The organism is Streptomyces sp. S.PNR 29, assembly GCF_030386795.1.
Lineage (GTDB): Bacteria > Actinomycetota > Actinomycetes > Streptomycetales > Streptomycetaceae > Streptomyces.
On sequence record NZ_JANUQM010000006.1, the window covers coordinates 356,613 to 376,007 of the forward strand.

The 19,395-nt window shown below is 71.2% G+C and carries 19 protein-coding genes; 9 read left to right on the forward strand and 10 right to left on the reverse strand.

The window, feature by feature from the left end; all coding sequences use genetic code 11:
* The first annotated feature begins 51 nt into the window (after window positions 1-51).
* From NW895_RS18860 to NW895_RS18880, 5 genes are all read left to right on the forward strand, one after another.
* Window positions 52-597, forward strand: coding sequence for a hypothetical protein (locus tag NW895_RS18860; RefSeq protein WP_289936878.1), 546 nt, complete (start codon window positions 52-54; stop codon window positions 595-597).
* Between the two features lie 99 nt (window positions 598-696).
* Window positions 697-1,008: a hypothetical protein gene (locus NW895_RS18865; protein ID WP_289936879.1), complete on the forward strand. Its 312-nt coding sequence runs from the start codon at window positions 697-699 to the stop codon at window positions 1,006-1,008.
* Window positions 1,009-1,017: 9 nt separating this feature from the next.
* Complete coding sequence (locus tag NW895_RS18870; RefSeq protein ID WP_289936880.1) at window positions 1,018-1,389, forward strand: hypothetical protein; 372 nt, start codon at window positions 1,018-1,020, stop codon at window positions 1,387-1,389.
* A gap of 119 nt (window positions 1,390-1,508) precedes the next feature.
* Entirely contained in the window at window positions 1,509-1,997 is a 489-nt protein-coding gene (locus NW895_RS18875; protein WP_289936881.1) for a hypothetical protein, read from the forward strand.
* Between the two features lie 201 nt (window positions 1,998-2,198).
* Window positions 2,199-3,179 (forward strand): aminoglycoside phosphotransferase family protein, encoded by a 981-nt coding sequence (locus NW895_RS18880; protein ID WP_289937025.1) that lies wholly within the window; start codon window positions 2,199-2,201, stop codon window positions 3,177-3,179.
* Between the two features lie 18 nt (window positions 3,180-3,197).
* Here the strand turns inward: NW895_RS18880 and NW895_RS18885 are convergent, their stop codons facing one another.
* From NW895_RS18885 to NW895_RS18895, 3 genes are all read right to left on the reverse strand, one after another.
* On the reverse strand, window positions 3,198-4,013 hold the full coding sequence (locus tag NW895_RS18885) for an alpha/beta hydrolase (RefSeq protein WP_289936882.1): 816 nt from the start codon (window positions 4,011-4,013) through the stop codon (window positions 3,198-3,200).
* A 132-nt stretch (window positions 4,014-4,145) separates the two neighbouring features.
* Window positions 4,146-4,589 carry a DUF2267 domain-containing protein gene (locus NW895_RS18890; RefSeq protein ID WP_289937026.1) on the reverse strand — a complete coding sequence of 148 codons (444 nt, stop codon included), beginning with the start codon at window positions 4,587-4,589 and terminating at the stop codon, window positions 4,146-4,148.
* 128 nt (window positions 4,590-4,717) lie between these two features.
* The gene (locus tag NW895_RS18895; protein WP_289936883.1) at window positions 4,718-5,137 is read right to left on the reverse strand and encodes an Hsp20/alpha crystallin family protein; all 420 of its coding nucleotides are present in this window, start codon (window positions 5,135-5,137) and stop codon (window positions 4,718-4,720) included.
* Between the two features lie 172 nt (window positions 5,138-5,309).
* On the opposite strand from NW895_RS18895, the gene NW895_RS18900 reads away from it, so the two are divergent.
* On the forward strand, window positions 5,310-5,612 hold the full coding sequence (locus NW895_RS18900; RefSeq protein ID WP_289936884.1) for a hypothetical protein: 303 nt from the start codon (window positions 5,310-5,312) through the stop codon (window positions 5,610-5,612).
* A gap of 223 nt (window positions 5,613-5,835) precedes the next feature.
* Here the strand turns inward: NW895_RS18900 and NW895_RS18905 are convergent, their stop codons facing one another.
* On the reverse strand, window positions 5,836-6,195 hold the full coding sequence (locus NW895_RS18905; protein WP_289936885.1) for a VOC family protein: 360 nt from the start codon (window positions 6,193-6,195) through the stop codon (window positions 5,836-5,838).
* A 123-nt stretch (window positions 6,196-6,318) separates the two neighbouring features.
* Here NW895_RS18905 and NW895_RS18910 point away from each other — a divergent pair, with 123 nt between their 5' ends.
* Window positions 6,319-7,737 (forward strand): alginate lyase family protein, encoded by a 1,419-nt coding sequence (locus NW895_RS18910; protein WP_289937027.1) that lies wholly within the window; start codon window positions 6,319-6,321, stop codon window positions 7,735-7,737.
* A 517-nt stretch (window positions 7,738-8,254) separates the two neighbouring features.
* On the opposite strand, the gene NW895_RS18915 is transcribed toward NW895_RS18910, so the two are convergent.
* Window positions 8,255-9,772, reverse strand: a complete 1,518-nt coding sequence (locus NW895_RS18915) for an MFS transporter (protein WP_289936886.1) — start codon at window positions 9,770-9,772, stop codon at window positions 8,255-8,257.
* 74 nt (window positions 9,773-9,846) lie between these two features.
* Entirely contained in the window at window positions 9,847-11,220 is a 1,374-nt protein-coding gene (locus NW895_RS18920) for a DUF445 domain-containing protein (protein WP_289936887.1), read from the reverse strand.
* 230 nt (window positions 11,221-11,450) lie between these two features.
* Between NW895_RS18920 and NW895_RS18925 the strand changes: the two genes are divergently transcribed.
* The gene (locus NW895_RS18925; RefSeq protein WP_289936888.1) at window positions 11,451-12,782 is read left to right on the forward strand and encodes an SGNH/GDSL hydrolase family protein; all 1,332 of its coding nucleotides are present in this window, start codon (window positions 11,451-11,453) and stop codon (window positions 12,780-12,782) included.
* A gap of 499 nt (window positions 12,783-13,281) precedes the next feature.
* Here the strand turns inward: NW895_RS18925 and NW895_RS18930 are convergent, their stop codons facing one another.
* Genes NW895_RS18930 through NW895_RS18945 form a run of 4 tightly spaced genes read right to left on the reverse strand, consistent with a single transcriptional unit; the run spans window position 13,282 to window position 16,644 of the window.
* A complete protein-coding gene (locus NW895_RS18930) occupies window positions 13,282-14,007 on the reverse strand; it encodes a DUF1707 domain-containing protein (RefSeq protein WP_289936889.1) in 726 nt (241 codons plus the stop codon).
* A 32-nt stretch (window positions 14,008-14,039) separates the two neighbouring features.
* Entirely contained in the window at window positions 14,040-15,008 is a 969-nt protein-coding gene (locus NW895_RS18935; protein ID WP_289936890.1) for an ABC transporter ATP-binding protein, read from the reverse strand.
* A gap of 15 nt (window positions 15,009-15,023) precedes the next feature.
* Window positions 15,024-15,788: an ABC transporter permease gene (locus NW895_RS18940; protein WP_289937028.1), complete on the reverse strand. Its 765-nt coding sequence runs from the start codon at window positions 15,786-15,788 to the stop codon at window positions 15,024-15,026.
* 49 nt (window positions 15,789-15,837) lie between these two features.
* Window positions 15,838-16,644, reverse strand: coding sequence for an ABC-2 family transporter protein (locus NW895_RS18945; protein ID WP_289936891.1), 807 nt, complete (start codon window positions 16,642-16,644; stop codon window positions 15,838-15,840).
* Between the two features lie 230 nt (window positions 16,645-16,874).
* Between NW895_RS18945 and NW895_RS18950 the strand changes: the two genes are divergently transcribed.
* Entirely contained in the window at window positions 16,875-19,337 is a 2,463-nt protein-coding gene (locus NW895_RS18950) for a transglycosylase domain-containing protein (protein WP_289936892.1), read from the forward strand.
* Window positions 19,338-19,395: the final 58 nt, after the last annotated feature.

Below are 19,395 nucleotides of genomic sequence, written 5' to 3' on the forward strand. Positions count from 1 at the left end.
TCATCCCCGGAACCGACGTCGGATGGGCGGCACGCCGACACGATGGTGCGCATGACCGCCGTTGCGCTCGATCCCGCCGTTTCAGGCCCACCCCGCTGGGCCGTCCGGGCCGCCCATGCCGCCGCGCTTGTCACCCTGCCGACCGGCATCTGGCGCCTCCTGCTGGCGACCGGCCACACGGCCGGTTACACCGACGCGGGCTACGGGGCCATGGGCTTCACCGGCTGGGGCGCGGTGTATGTGGTCGGCCTCAGTGTGGCCGGCGAGGCACTCGCCCTGCTCACGCTCGGCCTCGTCCGGCCCTGGGGTGAGGTGCTCCCCCGCTGGATCCCCCTGCTCGGTGGTCGCCGGGTCCGCCCCATGGCCGCCGTCGTTCCGGCCGGTCTCGCCGCCCTCGCACTGACCGTCCTCTGGACGCCGTTCCTCGCCTGGTGGGCCCTCCCCCACCCTCACATGACCGTGCTCGGCCAGACCCTCGTCGGATTCCTCTACCTGCCGCTGGTCGCCTGGGGGCCGCTGCTCGGCGCCGTTACCGTCTCGTACCACCGCCGGCGTCGCGCGGTGCGTCCGGAGCTGGCGGGCGTTGCCCCGTCCTGACTGGGGGCCGTGGCCGGTGCACGCACGTCAAGCCGGAACCGGTGTCGCAATCCGAACGTGTGTGGGAACGGTGGAGGGGCCCGGACACGTTGGCCCGGCATGGAACATGCGGCATTACGGATCGCGGTCGGCGTGCTGGGGCTGGGGCTCGTTCTCTTTCTCGCCGACCGTCTGCTGTTGTGGCTGGAGAGCCGGGGCTGGATCTACTGGCGTAAGCGGAAGGGCCTGTCGTCCATCGGAATGGAGTTCGTGCAGGGGGGCGACCCGGGTGCGCAGGCCGTCAAGCGGGCCATGGAGCAGGAGCGCGTGCGGAAGAACGTGAAACCGGCGGAGGAGCCGCCGTTTCAGGTGGATCTTGAGGCCGGGGTGGTGCGGATAAGGCCTGGACGGCGGGACGGAGGTGCGTCGTAGGGTTGTGCCATGGACGCTGACGTCTTATTGCCGTACCTGATCGTTGCCGGTGTCCTGGCCGCCGTCATGGGCTTCTTCACCTGGCTGGCGGCCGTTGTGCGGCGCCGGGGTGGGGCGGGTGCGGGGGTGCGGGCCGCCATGGCGTCCTACGAGGAGGCGTTCCGTGTGACGGCTCATGACTCGCACTATGAGATTCAGGCGCAGGCAGAGGCCAGAAGTCCGCTGTCCTCGGCCGGTGATGGGTGGAGGCCGGGTCGGGAGGCCGCCGGTTCGTATGCGGTGGAGGGGCGGCGACGACCGCTCGGGCCGTATCCCCGGCGTCGGGGGCGGGGACTGCGCCGCCTGTGGGGCCTTTCGGGGCGCGGGCGGGAGCGCAGGTAGTGGTCAGGGGTGGGAAGAGTCGGTCGCGGCCTGCGGTGGGGGCGGTGGTGAGCCGCTGTGCGGAGTGCCGGGGGTACGAGTACGGCGGGGCTCCCGCCTGTGCTGCCTGCCGTGATCTCGTGGACGGGATCGTGGAGGACGAGTGGCGGTCCTTTGCGCGTCACTGGGGCGTCGGGCGGGAACAGGAGGTCGCCCTGGCCGAGATGGTGGCGGAGGAACCCGACCGTCACGACTGGCGGGTGGTGGACGCGGCGCTCGACAGGATCCGCTGTTCCGACTGCGGTGAGCGGATGAGCCGCGGTCCCGTCGGCTGTGCCGCGTGCGACCTGGCCCATGGGTTTCGCTATGCGGCGATCGAGACGGACCGGCCCGGTGTCCCGGCCGGTAACGAACATGCCGTCCGGGTCAACGTCTCCGTGGTGCGTCGGCCTCGGATGACCTCCGGGAACGAGCTTCTCGTACGGCGTCTGTTGCTGCCTTTCCTTTTGGTGGGGTGCTTGCCGACCGTCGAGGAGGCTCAGCGGCTGAGCGGCCTGGTCAAGAGGAGCTCTCCGGCGCAGAAGGCGTCCGTCGCCGAGCGGGCCGTCGAGGACCTGTTCCGGCGGTAGGTGCCGCGGGCCGTCCGACAGCAGGGTTGCTGCTGCACGGTCAGGGTGGAGAAGGAAGTCGGTTCAGTCCCCTTGTGCGCTGGATGTTTGACCCGGTTCCCAAGCGGACTCTGCCGGCGTCGGTCGAGCGTGAACTACGGTTGTCCCAGCAGATCTTGGAGCGGGGCGAAGCGGCTGGTGAGCAGCCAGAGAGGCATCTGCATGCAGAACACGGGCGACTTCATCGCCGACACCTATGCGCTCGGCACCGGAGCGTGGACGATGACGCCCGTCACCCGTGGCGCCCTGGGCCAGATCTGGAAACTCTCGGGGGACGGGTCGTCGTGGGCGGTGAAAGAGCTGCTCTTCGGGTGTGACGAGCGGCAGGTGGCGAGGGAAGCCGCGCTGCGGGACGCGGCGGAGAAGCTGGGCATCTCCGCGCCTCGGTTCATGCCGAACAGCACCGGTGCGTACGTGTCACAGCTGCCCGCCTCGCTGGGCGGGTCGTACGTGAAGCTGTACGACTGGGTCGACGGGACCGGGGCGGACGCCTCGGATCCGGAGATCCTGAGCTGGTGCGGCCGGACGCTGGCCATCCTGCACACGGCCGGGGAGGGAACGAGCGAGACACCGAGCTCCTGGTACGAACGGTGCCCCCAGGAGGCCGACTGGGCGGAGCTGTACAAGGGGGTTCGCCGGGCCGGCGTGCCGTGGGCGGACGCGTTGGGGCGGTTCGTCGACACCACCGCGGCGGAACTCGCGCGGTACGTCGGTCCGTCCGATCCCGGCGATGTGGTGACGTCTCATCTCGACATGCGACCACAGAATGTTCTGGTCGGTCCGGCCGGGCCGGTTCTCCTCGACTGGGACAACGCCGGGGCCATATCGGCGGGGCGTGAACTCGCACGTGCCGTGTACGTATGGTCGGGCGGGAACCGGTTCCGGGCCGATTCCGCCCGGCGGTTGGTGCGTGCGTACCGGGATGCCGGGGGCCGTGGTGTCGTCGAGGGACTGGATTCCTTCTCGGTGCTCTTCGCGACGGACCTGAACTACGTCTACGTACAGGCCGAGTGTGCCGTCGATCCGGGCGTGACCGCCGCTCAGCGCGAGTTCGCGAGCAATCAGGTCGTCGCTTCTCTGGCGAGCTTGCCGGATCTGAGCGCCGTCTCCCGGTTGACCGCGGCTCTTGACGGCGAGTGGTGATCGGCCGCACGCAGATCCTCAGGTTGGGCCGAGGTCGAGGAGGAAGGACCTGATCGCCTCGTAGAGGGCGTCCGGCTGGTCCAGGTGTACGTCGTGGCCCGCGTCCGGGATGAGCCTGTCCTGGGTTTGCGGGCGGCGGGTCAGCATGTCGGTGGCTTCCTGGGGCGGGACCGTGCCGTTCTGGCCCCGGACGAGGAGTGTGGGGGCGGTGATCCGCGACCAGTCGGTCCAGTAGGCGGTCGTGGCCAGTTCCGAGATCGAGTCGATCATCGTGTCGCGGTCGAAGCGTGGGTACCAGCCGTCCTCCCGTTCTTCCAGGCCGTCGGCCCATGCCTTCTGGCCGCCGAGGAAGTGCTGGGCCGCCTCCCGGGAGGGGAAGGGGGTCGGCCAGCTGTCCAGCCAGCCCGCTATCTCGGCGGGGAGTTTCGGGTTCGGGCCGCCGGGGCCCGCCTCTATCAGGATCAGGGACTTCACCAGGTCCGGGTGGGCCGACGCCAGGAGCAGGGCGGTGTGGCCGCCCAGGGACTGGCCTATCAGGATCGCGGGGGCGAGGGAGAGGTCCTCGATCAGGGTTACGGCGTCCTGGACGTGGGCCGCTCTGGTCGTCGTACGGGGGTGGCGGGTGCTGTCGCCGTGGCCTCGGGCGTCGTACGTCACCACGCGGTGGCCGTCCGCCAGGAGGCGGGGCACCAGGTCGTTCCATTCGCCCTGGTGGCCTGCCAGGCCGTGCAGGAGCAGGACCGGGTCGGCGGACGTGCCCGCCTCGGGGGTGTGGTCGCGGTGGGCGATGCGGGTGCCGTCCGATGTGGTCAGGTGGTGTGCGGGGGTGTGCAACTGGGCCTCGGCTTCTGACGTTCGGTGTCCTGTCCTCTCGGATTCTCTCCACGCCGACGGCCACCGCCGGCCGTTTCCAGGCAGGCGGTGGCCGGCCGTCGGCACACGCAAGGGCGAAAAGACGTACGAGGGTTACGGCGCCGGGCTCAGGTCCGCGCGGCCGAAGAGCAGGGCGTAGCCCGGGGGGAGCTGGGCCAGGATGCGGGTGACCAGGTCGTCGCCGACGAGGTCCGGCAGGACGCCGAGAACCGAGCTGACGTCCCAGCGGGCCGTGGCGGGCGTCGCTCCCTCTATACGGGGCGCGATCGAGTCGACGAACTCCGCGGCGGTCAGCCGGCGGGTGGCCGGGATCTGGGAGGCGACCACCCTGGCGGCCTCCTCGGGCAGGGCGCGGGCCAGGTCGACGCGTTCGTCGCCGACGACGTGGCCGCCGAGGGCCGACAGGACGATGCGGGTGACGCGTTCCGCTTCCGTCCTGGTCGGGTACTGGCCGGCCTCCCGTACCTTCTCGACCAGGTCCATCCAGCGCGGTCTGTCTTCGGGCGCCATCACCGTCGTGGTCGGGGTCGCCGTCATGCTCATCTAAGGGCTCCTCCAGGCATGGTGACCGCGTCCCGCAGGCCGGGTGCGGTCATCCATGCCTGCGGGACGCTACTCGGGGTGCGATGTCCGGGTGCGTTCTCCGGCGCCGAACCGTCAGCTGCTCAGCTGCTCAGCTGCTTGCGGCCCTCGCCGCCGGTGATCTGGATGCGGCGGGGCTTGGCCTGCTCGGCGACGGGGATGCGCAGCGTCAGGACACCGGCCTCGTACGAGGCGTCGATGCGGTCCGTGTCGAGGGTCTCGCCGAGGAAGAGCTGGCGGGTGAAGGTGCCCGTCGGGCGCTCGGCGACGATCATCTCCGCTCCCTCGGGGGCGGGGCTCCTGCGCTCGGCGCGGACGTTCAGGACGTTGCGCTCGACGTCCAGCTCGATCGTCTCGGGGTCGATGCCGGGGAGGTCGAAGTGGACGATGAAGTCGTCCCCGGACCGGTAGGCGTCCATCGGCATCGCTGCCGGACGGGTGGCCCCGAAGACCTGCTGGGCGAGGCGGTCGAATTCACGGAAGGGGTCCGTGCGCATGAGCATCACAGTTCACTCCTCTCGTCAGGCGCGTCTCTGTGCGATGCCCTCCAGCTCCTTCTTATATAGCGCGGGGGAGGAAAGTTGACAAGCCTCGGCTCAGGTTCATGGCGTGTCCGGATGCGGGAGTTAGCCTCAGTGGCACACGAGCAGTCGGCAGCACCGGCAGGAGGCAGGCATGGCGAAGGTTCCCGGCGCGGTGGTCGCGGCGAGCGGGCTCGTCGGCGGGTACGGCGTGGCCCGCTGGAGCGGGAAGCGGCAGCTGGGCGGTGCCGTGCTGGCCGTCGCGGGGGCCGCGGCCGCGCAGCAGTGGCGGCGGCAGGCCGGCGGGAAGGCCGCGGGGGCGCTCACGGCCGCGTATGTCGCCGCCTTCGCCGGGTCGCATCCGCTGGCCAAGAAGGTGGGCGCCTGGCCCGCCGTGTTCGGCGTCGCGGGCGCCGTCGCCCTGGCGTCCTGGGCGGTCGCGGACCGGCGGGGCTGACGCAGCGCCCGTACGGCGGCCAGGGCCACCAGGACCGCCAGGGCCACCAGGGTCACCAGGGTCACCAGGGCCACCAGGCCCTGGCATCTGGACCATCCCGGTGTCGCGGGGCCCGGCACGCGCCGCCTCGCAGCCGCACGCACCGGACCCCGCTCGGCTCGGCTGAACGCACCGCCCTCGCTGAACCGCACCACCCTCACGGCCGCCAGGACCGCCACGGCCCCTAGGCCCGGTGACCGAGCACGTTCACCACCCGCCCGTTCGGGTCCCGGACGAAGAAGCGCCGTACGCCCCACTCCTCGTCCCGCAGTTCCCGGACGACCTCGGCGCCCGACGCCACCACCTGCGCGTACACCGCGTCGACGTCCTCGACCTCCACGCTCAGGTCGGGGACCACGGGCGCGCCGCGGTCCTCGGTGAGGAAGCTGATCTGGGCGGTGGGGTTCGAGGGTGAGGCCAGTGTCGTCACCCAGCCCAGGTGCATGACCTCCTCGAAGCCGAGCAGGCCGTAGAAGTCCCGGCTCGTCCTCATGGCCTCCTCGGACTCGACCTGGATGTTCGGGACGTTCCTGCGGATGGTCATCGGCTGCCTCTCCTGGTCATCCAGTTTTTGTTATCGGCCACCCCATCGTCCCGTCTCCTCTCCGTCCCCCACCGCGGAACGCAGAGGAACGACGCAGTGACACCACACATCAGCCGCCGCACCATGCTCAAGGCCGCCGGCGCGGCTGCCGGAGCAGTCGGTATCGGTACGGCCGTGGTCGCGCCCCCGGCAGCGGCGGCGGGCGCCTCCTTCGCGCACCCCGGCCTGCTGCACACTCGCGCCGACCTGGACCGTATGGCCGCCAAGGTGAAGGCGGGCGCCGCGCCCTACACGGCCGGGTTCGCCAAGCTGACCGCCAACCGGCACGCGCAGAGCGGCTGGGCGGCCAATCCGCAGGCCACCGTGTACAGAGGAGCGGGCTCCCCGCAGAACTACGCGGTCCTCTACAACGACGTCCACGCCGCCTACCAGAACGCCCTGCGCTGGCACGTCTCCGGCGACAGCGCCCACGCCGACACCGCCGTCGCGATCCTCAACGCCTGGTCCGGGAAGCTGACGGCGATCGACGGCAGCGCGGACCGGTTCCTCGCGGCGGGGCTGTACGGCTACCAGATCGCCAACGCCGCCGAACTCGTCCGGGACCGCGACGACTTCGAGGTCGAGCGGTTCCAGAAGATGCTGACCGACGTCTTCTGCCCGCTCAGCGAGAGCTTCCTGACGGACCACAACAACGCCGTCGTCACCAACTACTGGACCAACTGGGACCTGACGGCCATGGCGTGCGTCCTGGCCACCGGCATCTTCTGCGACGACCGGGCGAAGGTGGAGCAGGTCGTCGAGTACTTCAAGGGCGGGGAGGGACTGGGGTCCGTCAAGCACGCCATCCCGGTGGTGCACGACGACGGGCTCGGTGAGTGGCTGGAGGCCGGGCGTGACCAGGGGCACGCGCTGCTCGGGGTCGGGCTGATGGGCACCGTCTGCGAGATGGCCTGGAACCAGGGGATCGACCTGTACGGCTACGACGACAGCCGCTTCCTCAAGGGCGCCCAGTACGTGGCCAGGTGGAGCATGGGCGGTGACGTGCCGTTCACGGCCAGCACCCGTAGGAAGGGGGCGATCGGCGGCTGGTCGGGTACGGAGACCGTGAGCGAGGCCGCCTCCGCGGACCCGGCGATGAAGCGGCCGATCTGGGCCATGATCGCCAACCACTACACCAAGCGCCGGGGGCTGCCGGCCACGTACCTCACCCGGATCGCCGCGCAGTCCGCTCCCGAGGGCGGCGGCGGGGACTACGGGCCCAACAGCGGCGGGTACGACCAGCTCGGCTTCGGCACGCTCGCGTACACCCGGGACAAGGCGACGGACACGGCCGCCCCGGCGTCCGGCGCCGCCGGTTCGGGTCCCCGGCCGCAGGGCGCGGGAACGGCGCAGGCCTCCGCCTCACCGGCCGCCGGGCGGGACCTCGCCGCCACCGGCTCGCAGGACGTCGTCGGCTGGGCGGCCGCCGCCGGCGTGAGCGCCGTCGCCGGCGGTCTGCTCCTGCTGCGGCGCCGCGACCGGGCGCGCCGCGAGCCGCAGTAGAGCTCCGGGCCCGGGTCCGGGCCGCGGATCCGGGCTTCCCCCCTCGCCTGATCCGCTCCCCCCACGCTGACCCGGGCCCGGACTGCGGGCCGGGCCCCACCCATCCCACGCCACAGGGCCCGGCCCGCGCCCAAAGCCCCCTCCGGCCACGTCCGCCCGCATGCGCCTCGCCTGCCGCGCAGAACCCCAAGCTCTGGACTTCCTCAAAACGCGCTTGGCGCGGTGATCACGCGGGGCATCCCCTCCGCACAGACCGGAGCGCACGGACCAGTGCGCGGCACAACGGGGGTGGAGAAATGGAATTCCTGGTGATCGCGGCCATCGCTGTCATCGTGGTGCTCCTGCTGATTCGAGCCGGGAAGGAGAAGCCGTCGCGACGACGGTCCTGGGGAGACGGCGACTCCGGAAGCGGCTGTGGGGGCGGCTGGTCCTGCGGGGGCGGCTCGTCCTGCGGGGGCGGCGGGGGCGGCGACTGACACCTGGGCCTGTCCGGCGTGCCGGGCAGGCCCCAGGCCGGCTAAGCGGTGGCCGTCCGCGACCCCGACCCCTGCCGCCGCGACCCGGCCCGCTCCGTCGCCGTCGGCTCCGCCGCCGTGAGCGGCTCGGCGACGTCCTCCAGCGAGCGGCGTTCCGCCCGTACGGCGAGGGCCGCCGCCACCAGGCCGGCCAGGCACATGAGGGTCGCGCCGATCTGGAAGGCGAGGACCGTGTCGCCGACCTTGCCGGTGCCGGTGAGGTCGGCGAACAGCAGAGGGCCGCTGATACCGCCGGCGGCGGTGCCGAGGGCGTAGAAGAAGGCGATGGACATCGCCCGGGTCTCCATCGGGAAGACCTCCGAGACGGTGAGGTACGCGCTGGAGGCGCCCGCCGAGGCGAAGAACAGCACCGCGCACCAGCACGCCGTGAGCGTGCCCGCGCCCAGCGCGCCCCGGTCGAAGAGCCAGGCCGTGCCGAAGAGCAGGAGGCCGGAGAGCAGGTACGTCGTGGAGATCATCACCCGGCGGCCCACCGTGTCGAACAGCTTGCCGAGCACCAGCGGGCCGAGGAAGTTGCCGACCGCGATGACGGCGAAGTAGTAGCCGGTGCTGCCGCTCGGGACGTTGAAGAACGAGGTCAGGATGGCGCCGTAGCCGAAGGTGATCGCGTTGTAGAGGAACGCCTGGCCGATGAAGAGGGCGAAGCCGAGGAACGCGCGGCGGCGGTACTTCGAGAAGACCGTGCGGCCGATCTCCAGGAAGGTGACGCTGCGGCGCTGGTGGATGGTGATCTCGCCCTCGGGGCGCGGCAGCGGCTCGCTCCTGTCGGCCCGCACCCGCTGCTCGATCGAGGACACGATCCGTTCCGCCTCGTCGTCGCGGCCGTGGATCAGCAGCCAGCGGGGGCTTTCCGGCACATGCCGCCGCACCAGCAGGATCACCAGGGCGAGGACCGCGCCGAGCGCGAACGTCAGCCGCCAGCCCACGTTCATCGCGAAGAGCTCGGTGTTCAGCGCGACGATCGACAGCAGCGAGCCGCCCACCGCGCCCAGCCAGAAACTGCCGTTGATCATCAGGTCGACGCGGCCTCGGTACTGGGCCGGGATCAGCTCGTCGATGGCGGAGTTGATGGCCGCGTACTCGCCGCCGATGCCGAAGCCGGTGAGGAAGCGGAAGGCGAAGAACCACCAGGTCTCGAAGGAGACCGCGGTCAGGGCGGTGGCCCCGAGGTAGACCGCGAGGGTGATCATGAAGAGTTTTTTGCGCCCCCATGTGTCGGTCAGGCGGCCCCAGAACAGGGCGCCCGAGCAGGCGCCGGCCACGTACAGCGCGGCCGCGAGACCGGTGACCTCGCCCGAGGAGATCGGAAGCCCGCTGCCGGGCTCCGACAGGCGGCTGGCGATGTTGCCGACGACCGTGACTTCGAGGCCGTCGAGGATCCACACGGTGCCGAGGCCGATGACGATCGTCCAGTGCCAGCGCGACCACGGGAGGCGGTCCAGGCGGGCGGGGATGTTCGTGGTCACGGTACGGCCGGTCCCGGCCTGCGCGGTTGTCATGGGCTCCCTCCTCATCGAGCGAACCCGAGCCGGGTCCCCCGAGTCGGCGGGTTCACGCCCGGGAGGCAGGGCCGCTACGCCCCCAGCGTCCGCGACACCGTGTAGATGAGCAGGCCCGCCAGCGAGCCCACCACGGTGCCGTTGATCCGGATGAACTGCAGGTCGCGGCCGATGTTCGCCTCGATCTTCCGCGTGGTGTGCTCGGCGTCCCAGCTCGCCACCGTGTCGGTGATCAGGGAGGTGATCTCCCGGCGGTAGGTGGTCACGACGTAGACCGCCGCGTCCTCCACCCACTTGTCGACCTTGCCCTGGATCTTCGCCTCGCCCGCCATACGGGCGCCCAGCGACAGCAGCGAGGCCCGCACGCGCAGCCGCAGCTCGCTGCGCTCGTCCTCCGCCGCGGAGACGATCATGGAGCGTACGGCGGTCCAGGCGGAGGCGATCAGGTCCTGGACCTCGCCGCGGCCCAGCACCTCGGTCTTCAGCCGCTCCACCCGCGCGCGGGTGTCGGTGTCGGACTGCAGATCGGAGGCGAAGTCGGTGAGGAAGCGGTCCAGGGCGCCGCGCGCGGGGTGGGCGGGCATGTCCCGCACCTCGGTGGTGAAGCGCAGCAGCTCCTTGTAGACCCGCTCGCCGACCTTCCGGTCGACGAACTTCGGTGTCCAGCCGGGCGCCCCGCCCTGCACGGCGTCCATCACTTCCTCGCCGTGCAGCACCAGCCAGTCGTGGGCGCGGCCGACGATCAGGTCGACGGCCCGTTTGTGGCCGCCGTCGGCGACGACCTTCTCCAGCATCTTGCCGATGCCGGGCGCGATCTCCTGGGCGCCGGCGCGGCGTGTGACGGCCTCGCCGACCACCGCCTGGACGTCGGAGTCGCGCAGCACGGTCAACGCGCCCCGGAGGGCGGCCGACAGTTCCGCCGTCACCCGGTCGGCGTGCTCCGGCCGGGCGAGCCAGGCGCCGAGCCGGCTGCCTATGCCGACGGCGCGCAGCCGCACGCGTACGACGTCCTCGGAGAGGAAGTTCTCGCCGACGAACTCGCCCAGGGAGACGCCGAGCTGGTCCTTCTTGGTGGGGATGATCGCGGTGTGCGGGATGGGCAGGCCGAGGGGGTGGCGGAAGAGGGCGGTGACCGCGAACCAGTCGGCGAGCGCGCCGACCATGCCGGCCTCGGCGGCCGCGGCGACATAGCCCGCCCAGGGGCCGGCGCCGGAGTTCTGCCCCCACTTGGCGAGGACGTACACCAGGGCGACGAACAGCAGCAGGCCGGTGGCGGTGAGCTTCATCCGGCGCACGCCGCGCCGCTTCTCCTCGTCGGCCGGGCTGAAGGTCGTCATCGCGCGTACGGCCGAAGCGGGCACGGTACGCGCGGCGGCGTTACCGGCGGCGTCCGCCTGGGCATGCTGCCCTACGCCCACTCCCTTTTTGTCCGGTTTCGTGCGATCCATACGCTCCACCCGTTCAGGATTCCCGTACACATTGTCCCTTCCTGACCGACTCCTGGAACGAAACGAAGGTTCCCGGCGTCTGTCTTGCGGGGGGAGCACACTGAGAACACCCGGGGGGTATCCCCGCGGCCCAATGGGGGGCCCGTTCACCTTCCTCACGCCTCATGACGCATCATGAGGTGATCAACTTCGGAGCTTCGGGCTCCATTTCTTGAGGAGTCGCGCACCGCATGACCAAGCGTCACGGTTATGCCCTGCTCGCCGCGATCGTCACCCTGATCGTGGTCATGTCAGCCGCTATCTACGTCGGAGTCGCCTCCGACGAGAGCACCACCACCAACGCTCTCGCGAAGGGCAGCGCCCCGCACAACCCCGCCGCCCCCGCCTCCACCGGCACCTGGGTCGGCGCCTGGTCCACCTCCCCGGCCGGGGCCGAGCCGGGCACCGAGACGACCGGGATGGCCGGCCGCTCGGTCCGCAACGTGGTCCACGCGAGCGTCGGGGGTACGAGTGCCCGCATCACGCTCTCCAATCTCTACGGCCAGTCCCCGCTGACCATCACGCACGCGTCCATCGCGGTCGCCGCCGGTGCCGACACCGCGGCCGCGGTCGCGGAGACCATGCGGCGGCTCACCTTCGCGGGCAACGCCACGGTCGTCATCCCGGCGGGCGGGCAGGTGATGAGCGACGCCGTCCGCGTCACCATCCCCTACGGCAGCGACATCCTGGTCACCACCTACTCCCCCACCGCGTCCGGCCCCGTGACCTACCACCCGCACGCGCGCCAGATCTCCTACATCGCCGAGGGCGACCGCACCGAGGACGTGGTCTCCACCGCGTACACCGAGGAGACGCCGTACTGGCGCTACCTGACCGCGCTGGATGTGCTGAGCAACGAGTCCGACGGCACGGTCGTCGTCCTCGGTGACTCGCTCACCGACGGCATCACCTCCACCCTGGGCGCCAACCACCGCTGGACCGACGTGCTGTCCGAGCGGCTGCGCGCGGCGGTCGAGGCCGGGCAGGACGTGCCCCGCTACAGCGTCGTCAACCAGGGCATCAGCGGCAACCGGGTGCTCACCGACGGCCTCGGCCGTCCGGCCGACAACCCCAGCGGCCTGAACCGCTTCCCCCGGGACGTGCTCGACCGTACGAACGTCAAGGTCGTCGTCATCGACCTCGGCGTCAACGACATCCTGCGCAACCCGCGGCTCGCCGACCCGAACGCCATCCTCGACGGCCTGCGCACCATGGTCCGCCAGGCCCACTCCCGCGGCCTGAAGGTCGTCGGCGCGACCCTGATGCCGTTCGGCGGCCACCGCGGCTACACGCCGGAGCGCGAGAACGTACGGCAGATGATCAACGCCGCGATCCGGGCCGGGTCGGTCTTCGACGCGGTCGTCGACTTCGACAAGGCCGTACGCGACCCGTACGACCCCCGCAAGCTGCGCGCCGACTACGACTCCGGCGACCACCTCCACCCCAGCGACAAGGGCTACGCGCGGATGGCGGAGGTCTTCGACCTGACCGACCTGAAGGGTGCGGCACCGGCGGAACTGTGAGCTGACCGGCGGCACGGCACCGCGGGCGGTACGACGGCACGGGCGGCGGTACGCGGTACGACGGCACGGCGGTACGGGCGGGGTGCGGCGGCACGGGCGGCGGCACGACGCCACGGCGGCACCGGCGGCACGACGCCACTGCGTTACGGACGAGGCGGCGGCGACTCGGGCGGCGGTGCAAGCGGCCCTGCCGGGAGGCGACGCCGAGGGCGGGCGGCCCGGCGGCGGCGCCGTCCGGCCTCGGTCGCGTCCCATGGACGGCTCGCCGGACGCCCCGGCGCGGCGGCGGACCGCGGTGACAGCCGGAGTCGAGCTGAAGCCGGCGCAGCGGTCCGGGACGGGCGCCCTGCGCAGAGGTCACTCAGCAGCCGGTTCGCCGGTACGGGGCCGGAACCGCCCGACGGCGACCGTGCAGCGCCGGTGCGGGCGTCGTGCGCCCGAGCCCCCCGCCGGCCACCTCGTCGGCCCGGCGGACGCCCGGTCCAGGTGCCGGTCGGCGTCAGTCGGCGTCCCCGCGCCGCTCCCGCCCCCCGTGCCCCAGCTCCCGGTGCGCGTCGTGCGGGGAGGAATGCAGATCGCCCCGCGCTGCCCTGCGCTCCGCCTTGAGGCGTTGCCGCTCTGCGCGTGGCAGCTTGCGCACCACACCCACGCCGCCCCAGAAGGCGAAGCCCGTAACCACGACGCGCGGGCCGCCCGGGTCCCCCGGCACGCCCTCCTCGCGGTGGTCGAAGCCGCCCATGACCCCGATACCGCGGACGACGACCTCGACGCCGGGCGGCACGATGACGGTCACCCCGCCCATGATCGCGACGCAGTTGATCACGACCTCACGGTCGGCGAAGTTCGCGTCCCGCAGATCGATCTCCCCGCCGCCGCAGAAGGCGACGCAGTTGAACCGCCTGGGCACCGTCCAGCGTCCCAGCCGCTGGAAGCCCGACATCACGGCGACCGCCCACGTCGACGACCCCTCGCCGCCGACGATCCGCCCCGCCCACCGCCCGCTCTCGGCGGACTCCTTCGTCAGCGACACGGACGACGCCGCGGCCGGCAGGTCCCTGGTGATCGGCACCAGCTCCCCGTACGTCCGCGCCCTGTACGTCGCGTCCAGCCGCTCCTCGAACTCCGCCATGTCGAGCCGCCCCTCCGCGAGGGCGTCCCGCAGAACCTCGGCGACACGTTCACGATCGGCGTCCGATGCGCGGAGTTCGCCAGACTCGTCGGTCATAGCAGCAGCCTACGAGCTCCGGGCCCACCGCACTATGCGGTCGCTCGCTCCGCGTACATCTTCGCGATCACCGCCTCGATGTCCGGCTCCCGCACCGACAGATCCACCAGCGGATACTCCGCCGCGACCCGCGCCACCAGCTCCGCCGCCGACGCCGACGCCGGGAACGCCAGCCACTGCCGCGGCCCCTCCACCCGCACCACCCGCGCAGGCGCCGGCGCCTCGATCGGCGGCAGCTCCCGCTCCAGGTCCACCACCAGCGTCCGCTCGCTCTCCCCCGCCTCGTGCAGCCCGGTGAGCGGCCCGTCGTACATCAGCCGCCCGTGGTCGATGACCATCACCCGGGAGCACAACTGCTCGATGTCCTGCAGGTCGTGCGTGGTGAGCAGCACCGTCGTGCCGCGCTCGGTGTTCAACTCCCGCAGGAACTCCCGCACCTTGGCCTTGGAGATGACGTCCAGCCCGATCGTCGGCTCGTCGAGGTACAGCACGTCCGGGTCGTGCAGCAGGGCCGCCGCGATGTCACCGCGCATCCGCTGCCCCAGCGACAGCTGCCGCACCGGCACGTCCAACAGCGCGCCCAGCTCCAGCAGTTCCACACAGCGGTCGAGGTTCTCGCGGTAACGGCCGTCAGGGATCCGGTACATACGGTGCATCAGCCGGTAGGAGTCGATCAGCGGCAGGTCCCACCACAGCGTCGTACGCTGCCCGAACACCACCCCTATCCGGTGCGCCAGACGCGTCCGCTCCCGGGACGGGTCGATGCCCGCCACCCGCAGCCGGCCGCCGCTCGGCGTCAGGATGCCGGTGAGCATCTTGATCGTCGTCGACTTGCCCGCGCCGTTCGGCCCGATGTAGCCGACCATCTCACCGCGCGCCACGGTGAACGAGATCGAGTCGACCGCCCGCACCTGATGCCGCTCCCGCTTCAGGAAGCCGGTCCGCTTACGGACGTCGAAGACCTTCTCGACCCCGTCGAGTTCGATGAATCCGGTGTCCACGGTATCCACCTCGCGCTAACTCCCTGTACTCCGATAGGAACGAAGCCCCGCCCGCCACGCCACCCCCGCCAGCACACAGCACACGGCCGCCACCACCGGCGGCGTGAACGCCACCCACTCCGGCAGATCCAGCGGATACGGCCGCCCGAGCACATACGAAGCCGGCAGCCAGTTGACGAACGCCAGCGGCAGCACGAAGGTCACTCCCCGCACCAGTTCCCGCCCGAACACCGTCGGCGGATACTGCAGCAGCGTCGTCCCGCCGTACGTGAACGCGTTCTGCACCTCGGACGCGTCCTGCGCCACGAACTGGAAGGCCGCACCCGCCACGAACACCGCGCAGAAGATCAACGCCCCGCTGAGCAGCATCACCGGCATCAGCACCAGCTTCGCCGCCGTCCAGTCGATGTCGACCGTGACCAGCGCGTAGCCCAGCACCAGCGACCCCTGCGTCACCCGGCCCAGGCGGCGCAGCGCGAAACGGTCGGCGGCGACCTGGGCGAGCACCGGCGCCGGACGCACCAGCAGCGTGTCCAGCGTGCCGTCGCGCACCCGGCGCCCCAGCCGGTCCATCGAACCGATCGCCAGATCCGCCACCCCGAAGGCGACGCTGGACAGGCCGTACAGGAACGCGACTTCGGGCAGGGAGTAGCCGCCGAGCGCGTCGACCCGCGAGAACATCAGCATGATCGCGACGAAGTCGAGCGCGGTCGTCGCGAAGTTCCCGAACGTGGTCATGGCGAAGGAGGCACGGTAGGTCATCGTGGAACGCAGCCACATCGCCGCGATCAGCCGGTACGCGCGCAACCCCTCCGCCGGCCTGCTGGTCTCACCCACCCTGGACCACCACCCGCCGCGTCGCCACCGACTGCAGCAGCCGCCCGGCCGCCAGCAGCGCCACCGCCCACGCGGCCTGGAAGACGTACGTGCCAAGCGGGTCGGCCTCGCCCAGCAGGACGTCCGCGGGCGCCTGCAGGACCGACGACCAGGGCAGCATCCGTACGACCTCCCCGAAGGCGCCCGGGAAGACGTTCAGCGGCAGCACCATCCCCGAGCAGAACCACCCCAGCAGCCACGACATCTGCACCACGCCGGTCCCGTCGATCAGCCAGAACGCCGACAGCGCCACCAAGAACCGGATGGCGAAGCCGACCACCCAGGCCAGCAGCACCGCGACCAGGAACGCCAGCCAGGTCGTCACGTCCCCCGGCAGCGCCATCGGGAAGAACAGCATGCCGAACACGAACGGCACCACACCGCGCCCGAACAGCTCGAACAGCGCCCGGCCCCCGTCCGCCGCCATCCACCACAGCTGAAGGTCGGCGGGCCGGTACAGGTCGACCGCGACGTCACCCGTACGGATGCGCTCCATCAACTCGTCCTCGAAACCGCCCCCGCCGATGCCCAGCGTCTTGAACAGCGCCTGCCCGACCCACACATAGGTGACGGCCTGCGCCTGGTCGTACCCTCCGAGGTGCGGCTTCTCGTCCCACAGCGCCAGGTACGTGTACACCAGGATCAGGCCGAAGGCGGTGTTGGTGAACACCCCGGCCAACGTGGCCGCCCGATAGGTCGCGTACCGTCTGAAGCCGCCCGCCGCGACGGCCGCGTACAACCGCCCCGAGCCCACAACCACAGCCCTCCTCGCCCGCCCGGCACCGAAGCGCAGGAGCCTAGTGCGCCAATGACCCGGTGTGCCACGGATTTTCGGGTGTGCCGGTCGTCGGGAACGGAACGCCCGGTGCGAGAGTCTTCATCAGGGGGCGCACCAGGCGTAGGCCGACGTACGGCAACGTACGAGGCGACAGTTACGACGCGACAGTTACGACGCACAGTTACGACGCGATACAGGAGTCCGTGCACGACATGAGCGACGAGCCGCAGCCGCAACAGCCGAAGCCGGGCTGGGCACAGAGAGAGCCAGAGGCGGCTCAGGAACCGGGGGAACAGGCGGAACAGCCGGAACAGCCGGCACAGGGGGAACGGGCGGAACGGGCGGAACAGGGTGCGGGGAAACCGGAGCGGCCCCAGCGCACCGGCTGGCGCCGGCTGATCCCGACCTGGCGGATGGTGCTCGGCGGCTTCGTCGTCGCCGTGCTGCTGCTGATCGGCGGGTTCTTCCTCGGCTACTCGATGGTGAAGATCCCGCCGGCCAACGCGCTCGCCACCCAGCAGGCCAACGTCTATCTGTACGCCGACGGCAGCGTGATCGCCCGTGACGGCGAGGTCAACCGGGAGAACGTCACCCTCGCCCAGATGTCCAAGGACGCCCAGCACGCGATCCTGGCCGCCGAGGACCGCGACTTCTACACCGAGTCCGCCGTCGACCCGGGAGCCATGGTCCGCGCCGCCTGGAACACCGCCACCGGCAAGGGCAAGCAGTCCGGCTCCACGATCACCCAGCAGTACGTGAAGAACTACTACCTGCGCCAGGACCAGACGGTCACCCGCAAGGTGAAGGAGTTCTTCATCGCGATCAAGCTGGACCGCGAGCAGAGCAAGGACAAGATCCTGGAGGGCTACCTCAACACCAGCTTCTTCGGCCGCAACGCCTACGGCATCCAGGCCGCCGCCCAGGCCTACTACGGCATGGACGCCAAGGACCTCGACGCGGGCCGCGCCGCCTACCTCGCCGCGCTGGTCAACGCGCCCAGCCAGTACGACGTCGTCGCCCACCCGGAGAACCGCAAGGCCGCCCAGGCCCGCTGGAACTACGTGCTGGACGGCATGGTCACCAAGGGCTGGCTCAGCGAGTCGGAGCGGGCCGGCATGAAGTTCCCGATGCCGAAGGAGACCACCCTCTCCACCGGCATGTCCGGGCAGCGCGGCTACATCGTCCGCACCGTCAAGGACTACCTGGTCCAGAACAAGATCGTCGACGAGTCCTCGCTCGACGCGGGCGGCTACCGCATCACCACCACCCTGCAGAAGAGCAAGCAGGACGCCTTCGTGAAGGCGGTCGACGACCAGCTGATGAAGAAGCTGGACAAGGACCGCAAGGTCGACAGCTACGTCCGCGCGGGCGGCGCCTCCATCGACCCCAGGACCGGCAAGGTCGTGGCGATGTACAACGGCATCGACTACGTCAAGCAGTACACCCCCAACGCCACCCGCCGGGACTTCCAGGTCGGCTCCACCTTCAAGCCGTTCGTGTTCACCTCGGCCGTCGAGAACGGCTCCCGGACGCAGGACGGCCGCACCATCACCCCGAACACGATCTACGACGGCACCAACAAGCGCCCCGTGCAGGGCTGGAGCGGCGGCACCTACGACCCGGAGAACGAGGACCAGCGCTCGTACGGCGACATCACCGTCCGCGAGGCCACGGACAAGTCCGTGAACTCGGTGTACGCGCAGATGGCCGTCGACGTCGGCTCGGACAAGGTCATGCAGACCGCGGTCGACCTGGGGCTGCCCGAAGCCACCCCGGAGCTGAACCCGTCCCCGTCCATCGCGCTCGGCGTGGCCACCGCCAGCGTCCTGGACATGGCGGAGGCGTACGCGACGCTCGCCAACCACGGCAAGCACGGCACGTACACGATGATCCAGAGCGTCACCAAGGACGGGGACCAGGAGATCCAGCTGCCCAAGCGGCGGACCCGGCAGGCCGTCAGCCGTGAGGCCGCCGACACCACCACCTCCGTCCTGCGGAGCGTCGTCGAGACCGGCACCGCCACCGGCGCCCAGGCCGCCGGCCGCCCGGCGGCGGGCAAGACCGGCACGGCGGAGGAGGACACGGCGGCCTGGTTCGCCGGCTACACGCCCGACCTGGCCACGGTCGTCTCCGTCATGGGCCAGGACCCGGTCACGGCCGCCCACAAGTCGCTCTACGGCGTGATGGGCCTGGACCGCATCAACGGCGGCGGCGCCCCGACCGACATCTGGGCGCAGTTCACCAAGGACGCCCTGAAGGGCAAGCCGGTCACCGACTTCGACCTCCAGCTCCAGCCCGGCGCCGACATCATCCAGGCTCCCCCCGCCCAGCCGGACGTCACCACCCCGGGCACGGACGACCCGACGGACGACGGCACCGCGACGGGCGGCGAGGAGACGCCGGGCGAGACGCCCGACGAGACGCCGAGCGAGACCGACGGCACGGCCACCGGCGGCGGGACCACGACCGACGGCACCACCGGCGACACGACGACCGGCGGGACCCCCACCACCGGCGGCACGACCGACGGCGGCACCACCGACGGCGGCACGACCGGAGACACGGACACCGGCGGCACGACGACGGACGGCACCACGGGCGGCCCGGGGGGCGGCACGACGGGAACGACGAACGGCGGCACCGCGGGCACGCTGAGCACCAACCGCAGACAGTGACCGCCCGGTGATGTCAGAAGGGGCTGGTGACCATGGTCACCAGCCCCTTCCACCGTTG